The organism is Gluconobacter sp. P1C6_b, assembly GCF_018811945.1.
In the GTDB taxonomy this organism is placed as follows: Bacteria; Pseudomonadota; Alphaproteobacteria; order Acetobacterales; family Acetobacteraceae; genus Gluconobacter.
This window is the reverse complement of record NZ_JACRVU010000001.1, coordinates 116,999-131,997: the sequence shown is the minus strand read 5'-3', so window position 1 is coordinate 131,997 and position 14,999 is coordinate 116,999. Positions and strand designations below refer to the sequence as shown.

Sequence of the window (14,999 nt, the reverse complement as noted above, 5' to 3'; positions counted from 1 at the left end):
TTTTTGTGCCGGGAAAGAGGATCAGCCGGGGCGGCGACCGCGATCCAGCAGACACCAGCCACCAATCAGGATGGCGCCGATCAGGGGGATGGCGCCAATCGTGATCGTGCCGTCCGGGTAGTCGAAAGCCATCATGATCAGGACGAAGCCCAGAAAGCCGAGGGTCGCCCAGGTTGTGTAAGGCGCGCCGGGCATGTTGAAGCCTGTGGGCGCGATGTCACCGCGGTTGATCGCAGCCCGCAGGCGGAGCTGGCACAGCAGGATGAAGCCCCAGGTGCTGATGATGCCCAGCGCCGAGAAGTTCAGGACGATTTCGAACACGCGTGACGGGATGAGGTAGTTCAGCATCACGCCCACCAGATAGACACCCAGCGTCGTAAGGATGCCGACATAAGGCACGGAGCTGCGGTTCAGCTTGCCCAGAGCCTTCGGGCCGGAACCGCCAAGGGCGAGGGCGCGCAGGACGCGGCCTGTGGAATACAGGCCGGAATTGAGGCTGGAGAGCGCGGCGGTCAGGACCACGATGTTCATGATGGTGCCGATGCCGGGGATGCCGAGCGCCTGAAAGAAGGTCACGAACGGGCTGGTCCCGGCATGATATTCGGTCCAGGGCAGCAGGCAGACCAGCAGGATCACCGAACCGACATAGAACAGGGCGATACGCCAGATCACGCTGTTGATGGCGCGGGGCAGAATTTCGCGGGCGTCCTCGCATTCACCGGCGGCCGTGCCCAGCAGTTCAATGCCCGAATAGGCGAACACCACGCCCTGAAGCAGCATGAGGGCCGAGAACAGGCCATGCGGGAAGATTCCGCCATTTTCGGTAATCAGGTGAAAGCCGGTCGTATGGCCTGCCACCGGCATGCGTGTCCCGAGAATGATGGCACCGGCAATGAGAAAGAGCGCCAGCGCCACGACCTTGATGAGGGAGAACCAGAACTCCATCTCGCCGAAATAGCGCACGCCGATCATATTCATGGTGCCAACGATTGCCAGGGCCGCAAGCGCGAAGGCCCATTGCGGAACCGGCAGGAACACCGCCCAGTAATGCATGTAGAGCGCCACGGCGGTGATATCGACGATGCCGGTCATGGCCCAGTTCAGGAAGGACAGCCAGCCCGCCATATAGGCGGCCCGCTCGCCAAGGAACTCACGCGCATAGGTCACGAAGCTGCCGCTGGTCGGGCGGTACATGACCAGTTCGCCCAGCGCGCGCAGGATCAGGAACGAAAAGACGCCGCAGATCGCATAGATGATCGCAAGGGACGGACCAGCCACCTGAAGGCGGGAGCCCGCGCCCAGAAACAGCCCTGTTCCGATGGCGCCACCGATGGCGATCATCTGCACATGACGGCGTCCGAGGTCCTTGTGATAGCCTTCCTCACTGATGGCCCCTGCATGGGTCGGGGTGTGATCGGGAGCCGGGCTTGTCGTCATCTGCGCGTCCTGGGAAGTCGTCGTAAAAGGTGTCGGTAAAGCTGCATGGGGCCGCATGACGAGAGGCCGGGCCGTGAGGGCCTACGCTTCATGCGCGTCAGCTATGTGTGGCATGCATGGGAACATAGGCGAAAGTGACCGCATTGCCAACGCGGATTGCTTCTGAGGCCGAAACTGTTCCCCGGACTGTGCCTTCAATGTCCCGGCGGGACAGCCATGCAGGCCATTCCCTGTCCGGAAAGAGTCGAGCAGGCCTGAGCCGCTCCGACACGGCTGATGCCTGTTAGACGGGCCCGCCAGACCGTGGTGCCATGGCTGGGGGTGGGATGAACTTCGATTCGGGCGGACTGAAGTGACGTAAAGGCAGCCTGTCGCGCCATGGTGGCGGCAAACTTCGCCTGTCCGATGCTGCCGAAGGCACCCACCTGAACCGCCCAGGGGCCATAGCTTCCAGGGCGCCTGTAGCCGACAACCATGGTGGTCGATTCTGTCGGCTGTGTCGGCAGCGTATGGGGCGTCGGAATGGCGGGGGCAGGCGGAAGCGGCCGGGAAGAAACCGGTTCCTGAATGGTCAGCGTATCGCCAGCAGGCCCGGAAACAAAGGTCGGAGACGGTGCGGCGAGGGGAGGCGTGCTGACGGGCTGGACGGCACACGGCACATCGGGATCGTAGGCATCGTCCGGGTTGCACGGAACAGCGCTGGGGGCTGCGATGGGTGTCTGGGCGGCGACACTCGTGACATGCCGGCTGGCCCAGACCTGCCCCACACTGCGGGCTGACGCCGTCATGACCGGCGCAGGCGCTGTCTGGGCCGGGGCCAGGCCTGCGAGGGCCGTGCCGGACTGCGAGGCGTTCAGCTGATCGGCGGTGGCATAGGCCGCCAGCGGACCCGTCAGGGCGACCTGGGTGCCAAGATGCGGAGTGATGCTTGCAACGTAATTGACGGTTTCGTTGGGCAGTTGCCGCCCTTCGTAGAGATAGTCCTCAAGCCGCTGCGGACCGGCATTGTAAGCGGCCAGAAAAGCCGGAGCGCCGTATTTCCGGGCGAGGATGCTGATATAGCCCGTGCCTGCCATGATGTTGTCATGAGGCTCGTAAGGATCCGAACGCAGACCGTAGCGCGAGCGCATGTCGGCATAGGTCTGGGGCATGAGCTGCATCAGGCCCATTGCTCCGGAATGGGAGGTGATGGGCCGCCCGTCCAGAAACTGGTGACCGCCCGATTCCTGATGGATCACGGCACGGATCCAGTCCTGGGGAATCGAGAAGCGGTTTGCGGCCTGAATGATGTACGGGCCCCACGGATCGCTGGCCGGACCGGGCGCGCGATAGGCGCCGCTTGAGGAATAGTACCGGTTGTACGGAGAGCGCTGGGACGCGCAGCCTGCAAGGGCCGCAAGGCTCAGGATGATGGTTCCCGTCTGAAGGAAGACTCGCCTTTTCCTGAGCATCATAAACCCACTGTTAATCTTTTATGCCGATGATGAGCGTTGTCCGAAAGAGAAGGCAGACAAACGGTGACGACGGAGACTCCGGAAAACGAAACCCCGGTCAAGAAGGGGGGTAAGCGCAAGATCATCATCCTTGCAGTGCTGGCATGCCTGCTTCTGGCTGGTGGTGGAGCCTTTGCATGGAAGCATTTTCATCATGCGGCAACCCCGGTCGCCAAGACTGCTCCTCAGCCGGTGAAGTGGACCACCATCACCATTCCAACCATTCTGTCCAATCTCGACTCCGGTACGGATCGCACGCGATACGTCCGGATTGGTGCCCGGCTTGAGGTCGAAGACGGCAAAGACGCGGCAAATGTCGCGTCTCTGATGCCGCAGATTCAGGATGCATTCCAGACCTGTCTGCACGGAATGCAGCCTTCGGAGCTTTCCGGCAGCGGTATCTACCGTCTGCGGGAAACAATGCTGGCACAGATCACCAATATCGTGGCGCCCCTGCGTGTAAGGGATCTCTTTTTCGTAGAGGTGCTGGTGCAGTGAGTGACGACCGACAGGCTGATACCGCTTTCGCGGACCAGGGCACGGACATACCCGCCGCCGCCTTTCCCCTGTCTGGGCAGGGAATGGTCGGGCTGGGCGATCGCAGCGACGAAGACCATGTTCTCAGCCAGGCCGAGATCGACAGCTTTTTCGGCAAGGATTCTGTGGTCACGGGCGCTGCTGACAGCAGCGGTATCGAGCGCGTGGTCAGCACATCGGGTGTTTCGTCCGAGCGGCTGCCGATGCTTGAAGTGGTCTTCGACCGTTTTACCAGAATCCTGACGACAAGCCTGCGCAATTTCACCAGCGATAACGTCGAGGCGTCTATGGATCGCCTGGGCTCGCAGCGTTTTGGAGATTATCTCGAAAACGTGCCCGGACAGGCCATGTTCGCGGTCTTCAAGGCGGAAGAGTGGGACAATTACGGCGTCGTCGTGCTGAGTTCCTCTCTGATCTACAGCATTGTCGATGCCCTTCTCGGGGGGCATGTCCGCGGTGACAGCGCTCTCACCCCTCCGGCCAGCCGCCAGACCGGGCGGCATCATACTGCCATTGAGCGCGCGCTGATCGAGCCGATGGTGAGGATCATCCTTGATGATCTGGAAACGAGCTTCAGCCCGCTCTGCGCCGTCAATTTTCATTTCGAACGCCTGGAAATGAATTCACGTTTCGCAATGATCTGCCGGGCTGGAAACGGGGTGGTTACCGCACGGTTCGGCATCGATATGGAAGGCCGCGGCGGAGACGTGGATATCGTACTGCCCCACGCCACGCTCGAGCCTGTGCGAGACATTCTGCTGCAGCAGTTCATGGGCGAGAAATTCGGTCATGACGGCATCTGGGAAAACCATCTCGCCCGAGAACTCTGGCAGACGGATCTGACCCTGGATGCCGTTCTGGAAGAGCAGACCATGAATCTGAAAGATATCATGAAGCTCGCTCCCGGGGATCAGCTGGTCCTGCGCCGCAAGCCGGATGCTCCCGTCAGTCTGCGTTGTGGCGAACACGTCCTTTTTACGGGGCGGGTCGGGCGGAAGCAGGGGCAGGTCGCCGTCAAGATCGAAGACGTTCTTAACCAGAAACCCGGCACGGATCGTGCCACATCCTATAGCTGAGCGGAGCATATTTCATGGACAGATTTCAGCTTGGGATCGAGATCGCCCTGTCAATGCTGTTGCTGGTGACGATTTTCTACAGTCTCTATCTGGGGCGTGCCCTCTCCGTCCTGCGGCGTGACCGTGGACAGCTCGATGCCCTGATCGCCAGTCTCCAGTCCAGCAGTGCTCAGGCGCAGTCCGGCATTGATCATCTGCGACAGACGACAGAACTCGTCGGACGTGCCCTAGGGAAAACCGTTGAGTCCGGCAAGAGCCTGAAGCGGGATCTGGCCATGCTGTGCGAACGCTCCGAGACGCTGGCCCAGCAACTGGAATCTCTCCTTCCCGCCGGACGTGTCGCTACCGCAGGCATGAAGGCCTCTTCCCGTGTTGAGGAACGGCCCGAGGAAGCCCCGTTCCGCTCCGCGCTTCGGCTGAAGCCGGACGAAGTGCGGACCATGAAGCCCAGTGGCAGCAAGAGTGCTGCCGAGCGTGAACTTCTGCGTGCTCTTCGGCAGAAGCAGGGATAACACGTCATGTTTTTCCGTATCCTGCACCTTGCCTGCGGTCTCATGATCGTTCTTCTCGGGGTCAAGATCTACGCGATCGCGGGTGATCTGATGGGCGACGCGGATTCTCCCTCTTCGTCTCTGACAACTGTTGCGATGGCTCAGCCGCAGCCGCAGCCGCAGCCGCAGCCGCAGCCGCAGCCCGCTGCGCCGACAGAAGCCTCACCGGCGCCATCCACGCCCACGGGAGCTGCACCCACCCTGGCGATGGCTGTTCCGAAAACGGATGATCTGTGTGCTCATGGGGGCTGCAAGGGACCCGTGCCCGCAGCGCCAGCACCAACGGTGCAGCCCGCAGATCCCGCACTCGTGGAACAGCTTGCTGCCCGGGAAAAGGAGCTGGATCGGCGTGATGCAGCATTAAATGACCGCCAGCGCCTTGTTGATGCGGCTGAGGAAGAGTTGCAGCGACGGATGACAGCGCTGGAAAATTCCCGGACTGCCCTTGAGAACAGCGAACAGCAGACGGACCAGCTGCGCAATGATGATGCAGCCAGGCTGGTCAAGATCTATCAGGCGATGAAACCCGAAGATGCCGCAGCAATCTTCAATATTCTTGATCTGCGTGTTGGCGTAGCGCTGCTCAACAGGATGAATCCGCGCAAGGCGTCCGCAATCATGGAGGCCATGTCCCCCCAGCGCGCCATTCTTGCCACGCAGCTCCTTGTGAACTCTCATGCACGGCCTGCCACCCGGATCGGTGGTAACGGATGAAACGGGCGTTTCTGCTCACTGTACTGAGCCTGTCGCTGCTCGACACGGCTGTGGCCGCGCCCATAACCGTGCGCACCAAACCTGAAAAGGTAGAAACTGGCCCTGCAAAAGCCGCTGATGAAAAGCTGTTGCCTGCGGGCTGGGCTTTCCTGAACGACCCGTCGCCGCTTTTTCCGCATCCCGAAAAAGCAGTACAGGAAAAACGGGTTTCTGCTGGGCCGGCATCAGTCACCGGAGCTCAGTCACAGGCGACGACAGCTCCCACTTATGGAACGTCCGTGCAGGTCCCCGGCGCAACCGGACTGTGGCTGCCTCTGGGTGAACTGACGCCTGTTGCGGCGTTCCGCAATGGGCCGAATATCGTACTCGTGGCGGCAGGGCGGCATGTTCTGGATACGATGGGTTTGGCCGGGATCGGGCCTTTCAAATCTGTTTCCAGCCGAATCCTGTCAGATGTGACAGTCATTACCGTAACGTTGTCCGACGAGCGCGATCCTGTTCTTCGTCCTGTCGGGGCTGGGTGGACGCTGTCAGTTGCGGCGGATGTAAAGCCTCAGGCCGATATGCTTCTTGGGCAGGATGCAAACGCCTTGACGTTCACGCCGCCGGTTGCGGAAGGTCTGCCGCAGGTTGTCGCGCTGGATGATCCTGACTCAGGGCGAAGGCTGCTGCTTGGAATGACGCGCTCAGGCCGCATTCAGCAGCCCATGCGGCGCCTGGGAACAGGGTTCGCGGTTCGGGGCAGTCTGATTGGCGTCGTGGTTGCGGCTGATTCCGACACCGTAGAGCTGCGTCAGGCAGGTGGGAAACTGATCCTGGATACGATGGGGCCGGACAGTTTTCCACTGATGGCATCCAACCGGCTTCAACCCTATGGTTCGTCCCTGAGCGGTGTCAGCCTGGGGGCGGGAACCCCAGAAGAGCTGCGTGAGGCGCTCAGGCGGAGTGTAGCCTCTGCTGCCATGGCGTCTTTGGGGGATCGCTTTGGTGCTCGGATGCGGGTTGCGCAGGCGGCAGCACGGGCTGGCAATGGCCCGCTGCTGGGTGAAGTCATGGACGTGGCTTTGCAGGACTGGCCCGAGGGTGTGGAAAAGCCTGAAGCACGCCGGCTCCAACAGATATCGGCGGTACTCAATGCCCGGCCAGGCTCTTCCTCGCTGGCAGAAGATGGCGGGAGTACGCCGGAAGACCAGCTCTGGCGCGGAATGATGCGTATGCTTCTGCCGTCTTCCCGTCGGGTTGGACAAAGCGCATCAGGATCTCCGGAAAACGACCGTCTTCAGACGGCGGATCTGATTGCGACAGGTCTTCCTGTTCTTCAGGCGTATGCAGTTCCGCTGAAGGAGCGGCTATTGCCTTTGGCGAGCCAGTGGATCGCGCGTTATGGAAGCGATGGCGCCACGAAAGTGCTCGATCAGTTTCCGGACAGCCCACAGGTGGCTCTGGCGAAGGCCCTGCTGGCGGCGCGGCGGAATACGCCGGATGCAGAAGCAAAGCTCTCTGTTCTTGCACATGACCCATCGCCGTTGATCTGGCCGGTTGCTCGTGAAGCTTCTCTCCGGCTGGCACTGGAAAAAAAGACTCTCCCGCCGCAGGCTGTGGCGGATCAGGTGGATGGCATCCTGCCCGCTCTTCGGGTTGCGGAACGCGAGAAGGATGGGCGTCTTCTACAGATCAAAGCCCTGATGGAAGGCGGAAACCTCGAAGGGGCCGCTGCGGCGGTGCAGGAATGGGAGCGTCTGTATCCGGATGATGCTGCCAGGGTCGCTGTGCAGGAAACGGACATTATCCGGCAGATGGCCCGGTCTGCGTCTTCGGGCGCGCGGCAGAACATGAACGAAGTTGCCTTTCTGAAAGATGCGCTCCTTAAAGCGTCAGACAGTGCCGTGCGCGGTGATATTCTCGATGGTCTGGCTCGTCGTTACGAGGCACTTGGCCTGCCGGATCAGGAGCGTGAGGCCCTGCGGGATCTTCTGGCGTCCGGGAGTAATGCCCAGGAGACGAATGTCCGGATCCGGCTGGCGACGCTTGAGCTCAATATGGGAGACCTCAAGGCGGCACGACAGGATCTTGGGGTTTTTGCCGAGGGATCTCCGGATGCTGCGCTGGCACTTCCTGGTGGAAGCAGCAGCCAGTCCGTGGAGGTGGCGCTTTTGAAAGCGCGCATTGCACTGGCGGATCATCATCCGGAGGAAGCGGTGTCAGAGCTGGCGACCATTCGCGATCCGCGTGCCTGGACCTTGCGGGCGCAGATGGCTGAAAAGGCCGGGGACTGGTCTCATGCGGTTGAGGCGCTTGTGCCCATGCTGGACAGTCTCCCCGGAGCCGGTGGTGCTTCGAAAGAAACGCTTTCGCCAGAACAGCAGGCTCTTGTCCTGCGAATTGGAGGAGATGCGTCGAGGGCGCAGGATCAGCAGACGCTTAAAAACCTGCAGACACGGTTTGGGGTACTGATGAACGGGACGCCGTCTGGAGGTGTTTTCCGTCTGCTGACAGGAAGTCGTGAAGACGCCTCGCCGCCGGTTTCCGCAGGGGGGTAAGTCTTCTTCAGGCCTGAGTGACCGGACGATGGCCTTCGAGGAAAACCCTGATTCCATACGCCATGAATTCTTCGAGGTTTTCTTTTGAGCGATGGGGTTTGCAGTGGGTGAGCCGTCCCAGCATGGGGCCGCCAAGCGTCATGCCGAAGAGTAGATCCGAAGCTTCGGTAATGTCGGGAATATCCAGTCTGCCGGCTTCGGACTGTGCAGCCAGCCAGTTCTGGATTGGCAGGACACGGCCCGAAAGCTGGAAGAGGTCTGCGACGAGTTGGCGGACGGCCGGGTTGCGGCTGGTTTCCGTGATGACGGAGCGGAGCAGGCTCAGGCGCTCGTCGCAGAACATGCAGGCTGCGATACTGGTCATCAGGCCCAGAAGCTGCTTCTCCATGGGATCTGTGGGAAGCGGTGTATAGTCTATGGGGGCGAAAAGCCGTTCCAGGATCAGGGTCTCGAAAAGAACTTTCTTGGAGTCGAAAAACTGATAGAGGGTTTTTTTGGACATCCCCGAGCAGGCTGCGATGCTGTCCATCGACGCGGCATGATAGCCGTGGGTGGTCAGAACCGCACTGGCCGCATCCAGGATCCGGATGCGTCTTTCGGCTTCATCGAGCTGCGCTGGACGGCCACAGCAGGGCTGTTTCCGGTCTTCGGATTGGCTGCTCGACGGACTGTTCAAGATTAACTCCGATATTATTTCACAGACTGAATTGACGTCTGTCAAAGAAACCCGCTAGTTTCCGTCCTCGCGGGAAACTAGCGGGTTTCTGTATCACAGGATAGCGGCCGTATCATGCCTTCTTTTCAGAAAATGTCTTTGAATTCTTCTGCCGCCCTGTCTGCGGTCGGTCCGTGGGGTGGGAAGGGAACTTTTCTGGTGTCGCTTCTGGCACTGCCGCTGCTGGTGGCAGGATGCCAGAAAAAAACTCCTCCTCCCCAGATGCCGCCGCAGCCTGTTGACGTGGTGACGCTGAAGACGCAGCCCGTTACGCTTGAGACGTCCCTGCCGGGTCGGACGGATGCCTATGAACAGGCGCAGATCCGGCCGCAGGTGAATGGTGTCATCGTCTCGCGTGATTTCGAACAGGGTGCGGACGTTAAAGCGGGGCAGCAGCTCTTCCAGATCTATATTGCGCCCTATCAGGCGGCTTACGATCAGGCGAAAGCCCAGCTTCTCAATGCACAGGCTGCCGCTGCGCGGGCGAATGGTCAGCTGAAGAGGTATCGTCCGCTGGTGGCAGCCCATGCCGTGAGTTCGCAGGATTTCGACAACACCCTGGCAACCGCGCGTGAGGCAGAAGCCCAGGTGGCCCAGGCCAAGGCTGCCGTGGAAGCGGCGGCGGTCAATCTGAACTACACGCATGTTCGCGCGCCAATCAGCGGCCGGATCGGCCGTACGCTCTATACGCCGGGTGCGCTGCTGACGGCGGGGCAGACCCAGCCGATTGCGGTCGTGACGCGGCTTGATCCGATTTATGTGGACGTCAATCTGGCGGCGGCTGACATGTTGCGTCTCAAGCGGGAGCTGGCGAATGGGCAGGTCGAACGCAGTGGTGCGGATGCGGCGGCTGTCAGCCTGAAGCTGGAAGACAGCTCCGATTATCCGACGCGCGGCAAGCTCCAGCTTTCCGAAGTCACGGTTGACCCGTCGACCGGAACGCTTGTCATGCGGGCGGTTTTCCCGAACCCCGATCATCTGCTGCTGCCGGGTATGTTCGTGCATGCGCATATTCAGGAAGGCATTGATCCGAATGGTCTGCTGGTGCCGCAGGTTGCCGTGGCGCGTGATGCCAAGGGCAATCCCTACGTCATGATCGTGGATGGTGAGAACAAGGTTGCCCAGCGCTCCATTCAGGTCTCGCGGACGGTGGGGGATTCCTGGCTTGTTTCAGACGGGCTGAAGGCGGGGGAGAAGGTGATCGTGAACGGTCTGCAGAAGGTGCAGCCGGGTGCGAAAGTCACACCTCACGATGTCCCGGCTGACGCCCCTGCGGGAAAGGCGGAGTAACCCCGCATGTCATTGTCCCGCTTCTTTATTGACCGGCCCATCTTTGCGTGGGTCATTGGTCTGATCATCATGCTTGTCGGTGCTGTTGCGATCACGCGCATGCCTATCGCACAGTATCCGAGCATCGCCCCGCCACAGATCGCCATTTCGGTCATGTATCCGGGTGCATCTGCCGAGACGGTGAACAACACGGTTGTGCGTCCGATCCTGCAGCAGATGTATGGTCTGGATCATCTCGAATATCTGTCCGCTTCGTCTTATGCGAGCGGCCAGATGGAGATCGACCTGACCTTCGAGCAGGGCACGGATCCTGACATCGCGCAGGTTCAGGTCCAGAACAAGCTGCAGCTTGCCCAGCCGCGTCTGCCCTCGGAAGTGACGGCCCAGGGCCTGAGCATCACGAAGGCCACCAAGAACTTCATGATGGTTCTGGCCTTTATTTCCGAAGACGGCAGCATGTCCGGGCAGGACATTGCGGATTATGTGGCGTCCAACATTTCCGATCCGCTGTCGCGTGTGTCGGGCGTGGGCGATCATACGCTGTTCGGCTCGGAATATGCGATGCGTGTCTGGCTGGATCCGTCCAGGCTGTACAATTTCGGCCTGACGGTCGGGGACGTGCAGGCGGCGATTTCTGCACAGAACATTCAGGTCTCATCGGGTGAGCTGGGTGGTCTTCCGGCCAAGAAGGGCATCGGTTTTGATGCCACGATCATTGGTCCGACCCGCCTGAGCACGCCGGAGCAGTTCAAGGAAATCCTGCTCAAGGTGCAGCAGGATGGCAGCCAGGTGCGTCTGAAGGACGTGGCGCGCGTCGAGCTTGGAGCGCAGAGCTACGCACTCGGGTCTGTCTATAACAACCATCCCGCATCGGCGATGGCGCTCAAGCTTGCGCCGGGTGCGAACCAGCTCAAGACCGAAGCGGCTGTCCGCGCGCGTCTGAACGAACTGAGCCGTTATTTCCCGCAGGGTCTGAAGCTCGTCTACCCGCTGGATACCGAGCCGTTCATCACGCTGTCGATCCATGAAGTGGTCCAGACGCTGATCGAGGCGATTGTCCTCGTGTTCATCGTGATGCTGATCTTCCTGCAGAACTTCCGCGCGACGCTGATCCCGACGATCGCGGTACCGGTGGTGCTGCTGGGAACGTTCGGGCTGATGTCCATTCTGGGCTACAGCATCAATACGCTGACCATGCTGGCCATGGTTTTGGCAGTCGGTCTGCTGGTCGATGACGCGATCGTGGTGGTTGAGAACGTCGAACGTGTCATGACGGACAAGGGGCTGTCTCCCAAGGAAGCGGCCCGCGTCTCCATGGACGAGATCTCGGGTGCGCTTGTCGGCATCGTTCTGGTGCTGACGGCGGTGTTCCTGCCGATGGCGGCGTTCGGTGGCTCGACGGGTGTGATCTATCGCCAGTTCTCCATCACCATCGTCGCGGCCATGTGGCTGTCGGTTCTGGTGGCGATGGTCATGACGCCTGCGCTTTGCGCCTCCATGCTCAAGCCGACGCACAAGGGCCATGAACGTGGTCCGGCCGCCTGGTTCAACCGGACGTTCGATCGTCTGACCAACGGCTATATCGGCGGTGTGAAGTGGATGATCCGCGTGCCGGTCGTCAGCATGATCGGGTTCGCGCTGCTGACCGGGCTGGTTGCCTTCCTGTTCATGCGGGTGCCGGGCGGGTTCCTGCCGGATGAGGATCAGGGGATCATCTTCGGCCAGGTCACGATGCGCAACGGGGCAACGCAGGAGCAGACGGCCGCCGTCAACCGCAAGATCACCGACTACGTGCTCAAGACCTACGGCCAGTATGTTGAATCCGTCTTCACCATGACGGGCTTCAGCTTTGCGGGGCAGGGGCAGAGTGCGGGCGCGTTCTTCATCCGGATGAAGCCCTGGGACCAGCGGCCGGGCTCTGCGCATACGACCATGACGGTGTCGCGCGAGATCATGATGCATTTCTGGATGGATCCCGAAGCGCAGATCTTCGCGGTCAATCCGCCGGCCGTGATGGAGCTGGGCAATGCGACCGGTTTCGATCTGGAGCTGGAAGATACGGGGCATCTGGGCCACGACGCCCTGCTGGCCGCGCGAAACCAGATCCTGCGTGAAGCAGCACAGAATCCGCTGCTTCAGGCGGTTCGTCCGCTGGGTATGGAAGATGCGCCGCAGTTCAGTCTGGACATCAACCGTGAGCGTGCCAACGCCCTCGGTCTGACCAACGCGGACATCAACACGACGCTCGAAGGGGCTCTGGGTTCGATCTACGTCAACCAGTTCATGCGCAATGACCGCGTCAAGCAGGTCTACATTCAGGGCGAGCCCTGGGCACGCATGACGCCGGAGGATCTGAACCGCTGGTATGTCCGCAATGCGATCGGGACGATGGTGCCGTTCAATGCCTTCGCCTCCGGGCATTGGGTCAATGGTCCGCAGAAGGTCGAGGACTATAACGGTCTGAACTCCTACGAAATCCAGGGTCAGCCGGCCGTGGGCGCAAGCTCGGGCCAGGCCATGGCGGAAATGGAGAAGCTTCTGGCCAAGCTGCCGCGCGGCATTGGTTATGAATGGACGGGTCTGTCGTTCGAGCAGCTTGCTTCAGGTGGCTCGACCGCACCGCTCTATGGACTGGCCGTGGTCGTCATCATGTTCTGTCTGGCTGCGCTGTATGAAAGCTGGGCCATTCCGTTCGCGGTGCTGCTGGTGCTGCCGCTGGGTGTGCTCGGTGCCATTGCAGCGACACTGGGACGCGGGCTTTCCAACGACGTCTATTTCCAGGTGGGTCTGCTGACGACGGTGGGTCTGTCCGTGAAGAACGCAATCCTGATCGTGGAATTCGCCAAGGCCTTCTTTGAAAGCGGTGAAAGTCTGGAGGACTCGGTTCTGGAAGCCGGGCGCGAGCGTCTGCGTCCGATCCTCATGACCTCGATTGCCTTCGTCTGCGGTGTGTTTCCGCTGGCGATTGCGACGGGTGCGGGATCGGCGGCGCGTGTGGCAATCGGCACCTGCGTGGTGGGCGGCATGCTCTCCGCGACGCTGCTGGCGATCTACTTCGTGCCGGTCTTCTTCGTGGTGGTGCTGCGTCTGTTCCGGGTTGCGCGGGTGCGTGACCGCAAGGACCCGTACGCCCATCTGGACAACAAGGCGGCACCTGTCGCCGAAGGGGAGCACGGCGCATGAAGGCCCGTCTCGGATTTACTCTCGGGCTTCCCGGCCTGCTTCTGGTGTCGGGGTGCAATCTGGCCCCTACCTACCATCAGCCGACCCAGGCCACACAGAACAGCTATCCTGCCGATACGGGCGCGAAGAATGTTGCGGCGGCTGCCAAGGTCGCCGATCTGGGGTGGGAGGATTTCTATACCGATCCACGTCTGAAGGCGCTCGTGGAGCTTGCGCTGCATAATAACCGCGATATTGCGGCGCAGGCTGCGGCCGTAACAGTCTCGCGCGGTCAGTACGAGATCCAGAACGCGTCCCTTTTCCCGATCATTTCGACGGGTGGACAGGGTATGTTCCTCGGCCCGTCCGATACGGCGGGTTTCTCGTTCGCACCAGGGCTGGGCACGAACGTCTCGACGCTGCGTCTGTATCAGACGTCCATCGGGTTCTCGTCCTATGAGGTCGATCTGTGGGGGCGTATCCGGAACCTGACACGCCAGCAGATGGAAGCTGTGTTGAACAGTGTGGAAAATACCCGCAATGTCCTGCTCACGACCGTCTCGCAGATTGGCACGACCTACATCCAGTGGCTCGCGGATCGTGAAGAGCTTCGGGTGACGCGCGATACCCTGAAATCCGAGCGTGACACGCTGCGTCTGACGCAGCTTGCGTATGACAACGGGGAAGCGGACGCGCTGACGCTGGCGCAGGTCAAGACACAGGTGGAGCAGGCGTCTGCTTACGAGGCGCAGTATCTGCGTGCCGTGGCGGACGACGAGCACGCGCTTCAGCTTCTGGTGGGGACACCTCTGCCGACCAATCTGCCTGAACCTGCACCGTTCGGGGCGCAGACCATGATCGGCGATCTGCCGGAAGGCCTGCCCTCGGATCTGCTGGCGCAACGTCCGGACATTCGGGCGGCCGAACATACGCTGATCGGTGCGAACGCCAATGTGGGTGCGGCGCGTGCGGCGTTCTTCCCGCGTGTGACGCTGACAGCATCCGAAGGCACGAGCTCGCTGCAGTTCCGCAAGCTCTTTACGCCGGGTGCCGAGACATGGACGGTCTCGCCATCAATCAGCCTGCCGATCTTTACTTGGGGGCAGAGTGAGGGAAACCTCATGATGGCGAAGGGGCAGAAGCTGCAATATGCCGCGCAGTATGAAAAGGCGGTGCAGACGGCGTTCCGTGAAGTCTCCGACGCTCTGACGGCGCGGGAGACCTATACGGCGCAGGACCGCCACATGGGGCAGCTGGTCGAGCAGTCCCAGAAGGCGTTTGATCTGGCCATGATGCGGTATCGGGCTGGAATTGACAGCTACCTGACGACCCTGACGCAGCAGCGCACGCTGTTTCAGGCGCAACAGAATGCCATCACGGTCAAGGCCGCGCGGTTCCAGAATATTGTGACATTGTATCGCGCGCTCGGAGGTGGGTGGAGCCAGAAGACGGTTTCGCCTAAAGTGCCCTCACAAACGCACTGA

At 61.0% G+C, this 14,999-nt stretch carries 11 protein-coding genes; 8 read left to right on the top strand and 3 right to left on the bottom strand.

What is annotated here, in order from left to right:
- Positions 1–21: 21 nt before the first annotated feature.
- On the bottom strand, positions 22–1,437 hold the full coding sequence (locus tag KP701_RS00595) for an amino acid permease (RefSeq protein ID WP_215745247.1): 1,416 nt from the start codon (positions 1,435–1,437) through the stop codon (positions 22–24).
- A 194-nt stretch (positions 1,438–1,631) separates the two neighbouring features.
- Positions 1,632–2,891: a lytic transglycosylase domain-containing protein gene (locus KP701_RS00590; protein WP_215745246.1), complete on the bottom strand. Its 1,260-nt coding sequence runs from the start codon at positions 2,889–2,891 to the stop codon at positions 1,632–1,634.
- Positions 2,892–2,954: 63 nt separating this feature from the next.
- Here KP701_RS00590 and KP701_RS00585 point away from each other — a divergent pair, with 63 nt between their 5' ends.
- The 5 genes from KP701_RS00585 to KP701_RS00565 all read left to right on the top strand — a co-directional run bounded on the left by KP701_RS00585 (position 2,955) and on the right by KP701_RS00565 (position 8,348).
- A complete protein-coding gene (locus KP701_RS00585) occupies positions 2,955–3,428 on the top strand; it encodes a flagellar basal body-associated FliL family protein (protein WP_215745245.1) in 474 nt (157 codons plus the stop codon).
- An 83-nt stretch (positions 3,429–3,511) separates the two neighbouring features.
- Positions 3,512–4,543, top strand: a complete 1,032-nt coding sequence (fliM, locus tag KP701_RS00580; protein ID WP_215745440.1) for a flagellar motor switch protein FliM — start codon at positions 3,512–3,514, stop codon at positions 4,541–4,543.
- Positions 4,544–4,557: 14 nt separating this feature from the next.
- Positions 4,558–5,055, top strand: a complete 498-nt coding sequence (locus KP701_RS00575; protein WP_215745244.1) for a DUF6468 domain-containing protein — start codon at positions 4,558–4,560, stop codon at positions 5,053–5,055.
- 6 nt (positions 5,056–5,061) lie between these two features.
- Entirely contained in the window at positions 5,062–5,808 is a 747-nt protein-coding gene (locus KP701_RS00570) for a MotE family protein (protein WP_215745243.1), read from the top strand.
- Complete coding sequence (locus KP701_RS00565) at positions 5,805–8,348, top strand: lipopolysaccharide assembly protein LapB (RefSeq protein ID WP_215745242.1); 2,544 nt, start codon at positions 5,805–5,807, stop codon at positions 8,346–8,348. The genes KP701_RS00570 and KP701_RS00565 overlap by 4 nt, the downstream gene beginning before the upstream one ends.
- A 7-nt stretch (positions 8,349–8,355) precedes the next feature.
- On the opposite strand, the gene KP701_RS00560 is transcribed toward KP701_RS00565, so the two are convergent.
- Positions 8,356–9,024 (bottom strand): TetR/AcrR family transcriptional regulator, encoded by a 669-nt coding sequence (locus KP701_RS00560; protein WP_225197490.1) that lies wholly within the window; start codon positions 9,022–9,024, stop codon positions 8,356–8,358.
- Positions 9,025–9,156: 132 nt separating this feature from the next.
- Between KP701_RS00560 and KP701_RS00555 the strand changes: the two genes are divergently transcribed.
- Genes KP701_RS00555 through KP701_RS00545 form a run of 3 tightly spaced genes read left to right on the top strand, consistent with a single transcriptional unit; the run spans position 9,157 to position 14,999 of the window.
- Positions 9,157–10,353 carry an efflux RND transporter periplasmic adaptor subunit gene (locus tag KP701_RS00555; RefSeq protein ID WP_371818863.1) on the top strand — a complete coding sequence of 399 codons (1,197 nt, stop codon included), beginning with the start codon at positions 9,157–9,159 and terminating at the stop codon, positions 10,351–10,353.
- 6 nt (positions 10,354–10,359) lie between these two features.
- Positions 10,360–13,536 (top strand): efflux RND transporter permease subunit, encoded by a 3,177-nt coding sequence (locus KP701_RS00550; RefSeq protein ID WP_305798390.1) that lies wholly within the window; start codon positions 10,360–10,362, stop codon positions 13,534–13,536.
- Positions 13,533–14,999, top strand: coding sequence for an efflux transporter outer membrane subunit (locus tag KP701_RS00545; protein WP_215745241.1), 1,467 nt, complete (start codon positions 13,533–13,535; stop codon positions 14,997–14,999). Before KP701_RS00550 ends, KP701_RS00545 begins: the two co-directional genes overlap by 4 nt.

Excerpts from the sequence above, each read along its gene's own strand:
- KP701_RS00595 (WP_215745247.1), bottom strand. The coding sequence starts at position 1,437 with ATGACGACAAGCCCGGCTCCCGATCACACCCCGACCCATGCAGGGGCC.
- KP701_RS00565 (WP_215745242.1), top strand. The coding sequence starts at position 5,805 with ATGAAACGGGCGTTTCTGCTCACTGTACTGAGCCTGTCGCTGCTCGAC.
- KP701_RS00570 (WP_215745243.1), top strand. The coding sequence starts at position 5,062 with ATGTTTTTCCGTATCCTGCACCTTGCCTGCGGTCTCATGATCGTTCTT.
- KP701_RS00545 (WP_215745241.1), top strand. The coding sequence starts at position 13,533 with ATGAAGGCCCGTCTCGGATTTACTCTCGGGCTTCCCGGCCTGCTTCTG.
- fliM (WP_215745440.1), top strand. The coding sequence starts at position 3,512 with ATGGTCGGGCTGGGCGATCGCAGCGACGAAGACCATGTTCTCAGCCAG.
- KP701_RS00550 (WP_305798390.1), top strand. The coding sequence starts at position 10,360 with ATGTCATTGTCCCGCTTCTTTATTGACCGGCCCATCTTTGCGTGGGTC.
- KP701_RS00575 (WP_215745244.1), top strand. The coding sequence starts at position 4,558 with ATGGACAGATTTCAGCTTGGGATCGAGATCGCCCTGTCAATGCTGTTG.
- KP701_RS00555 (WP_371818863.1), top strand. The coding sequence starts at position 9,157 with ATGTCTTTGAATTCTTCTGCCGCCCTGTCTGCGGTCGGTCCGTGGGGT.
- KP701_RS00590 (WP_215745246.1), bottom strand. The coding sequence starts at position 2,891 with ATGATGCTCAGGAAAAGGCGAGTCTTCCTTCAGACGGGAACCATCATC.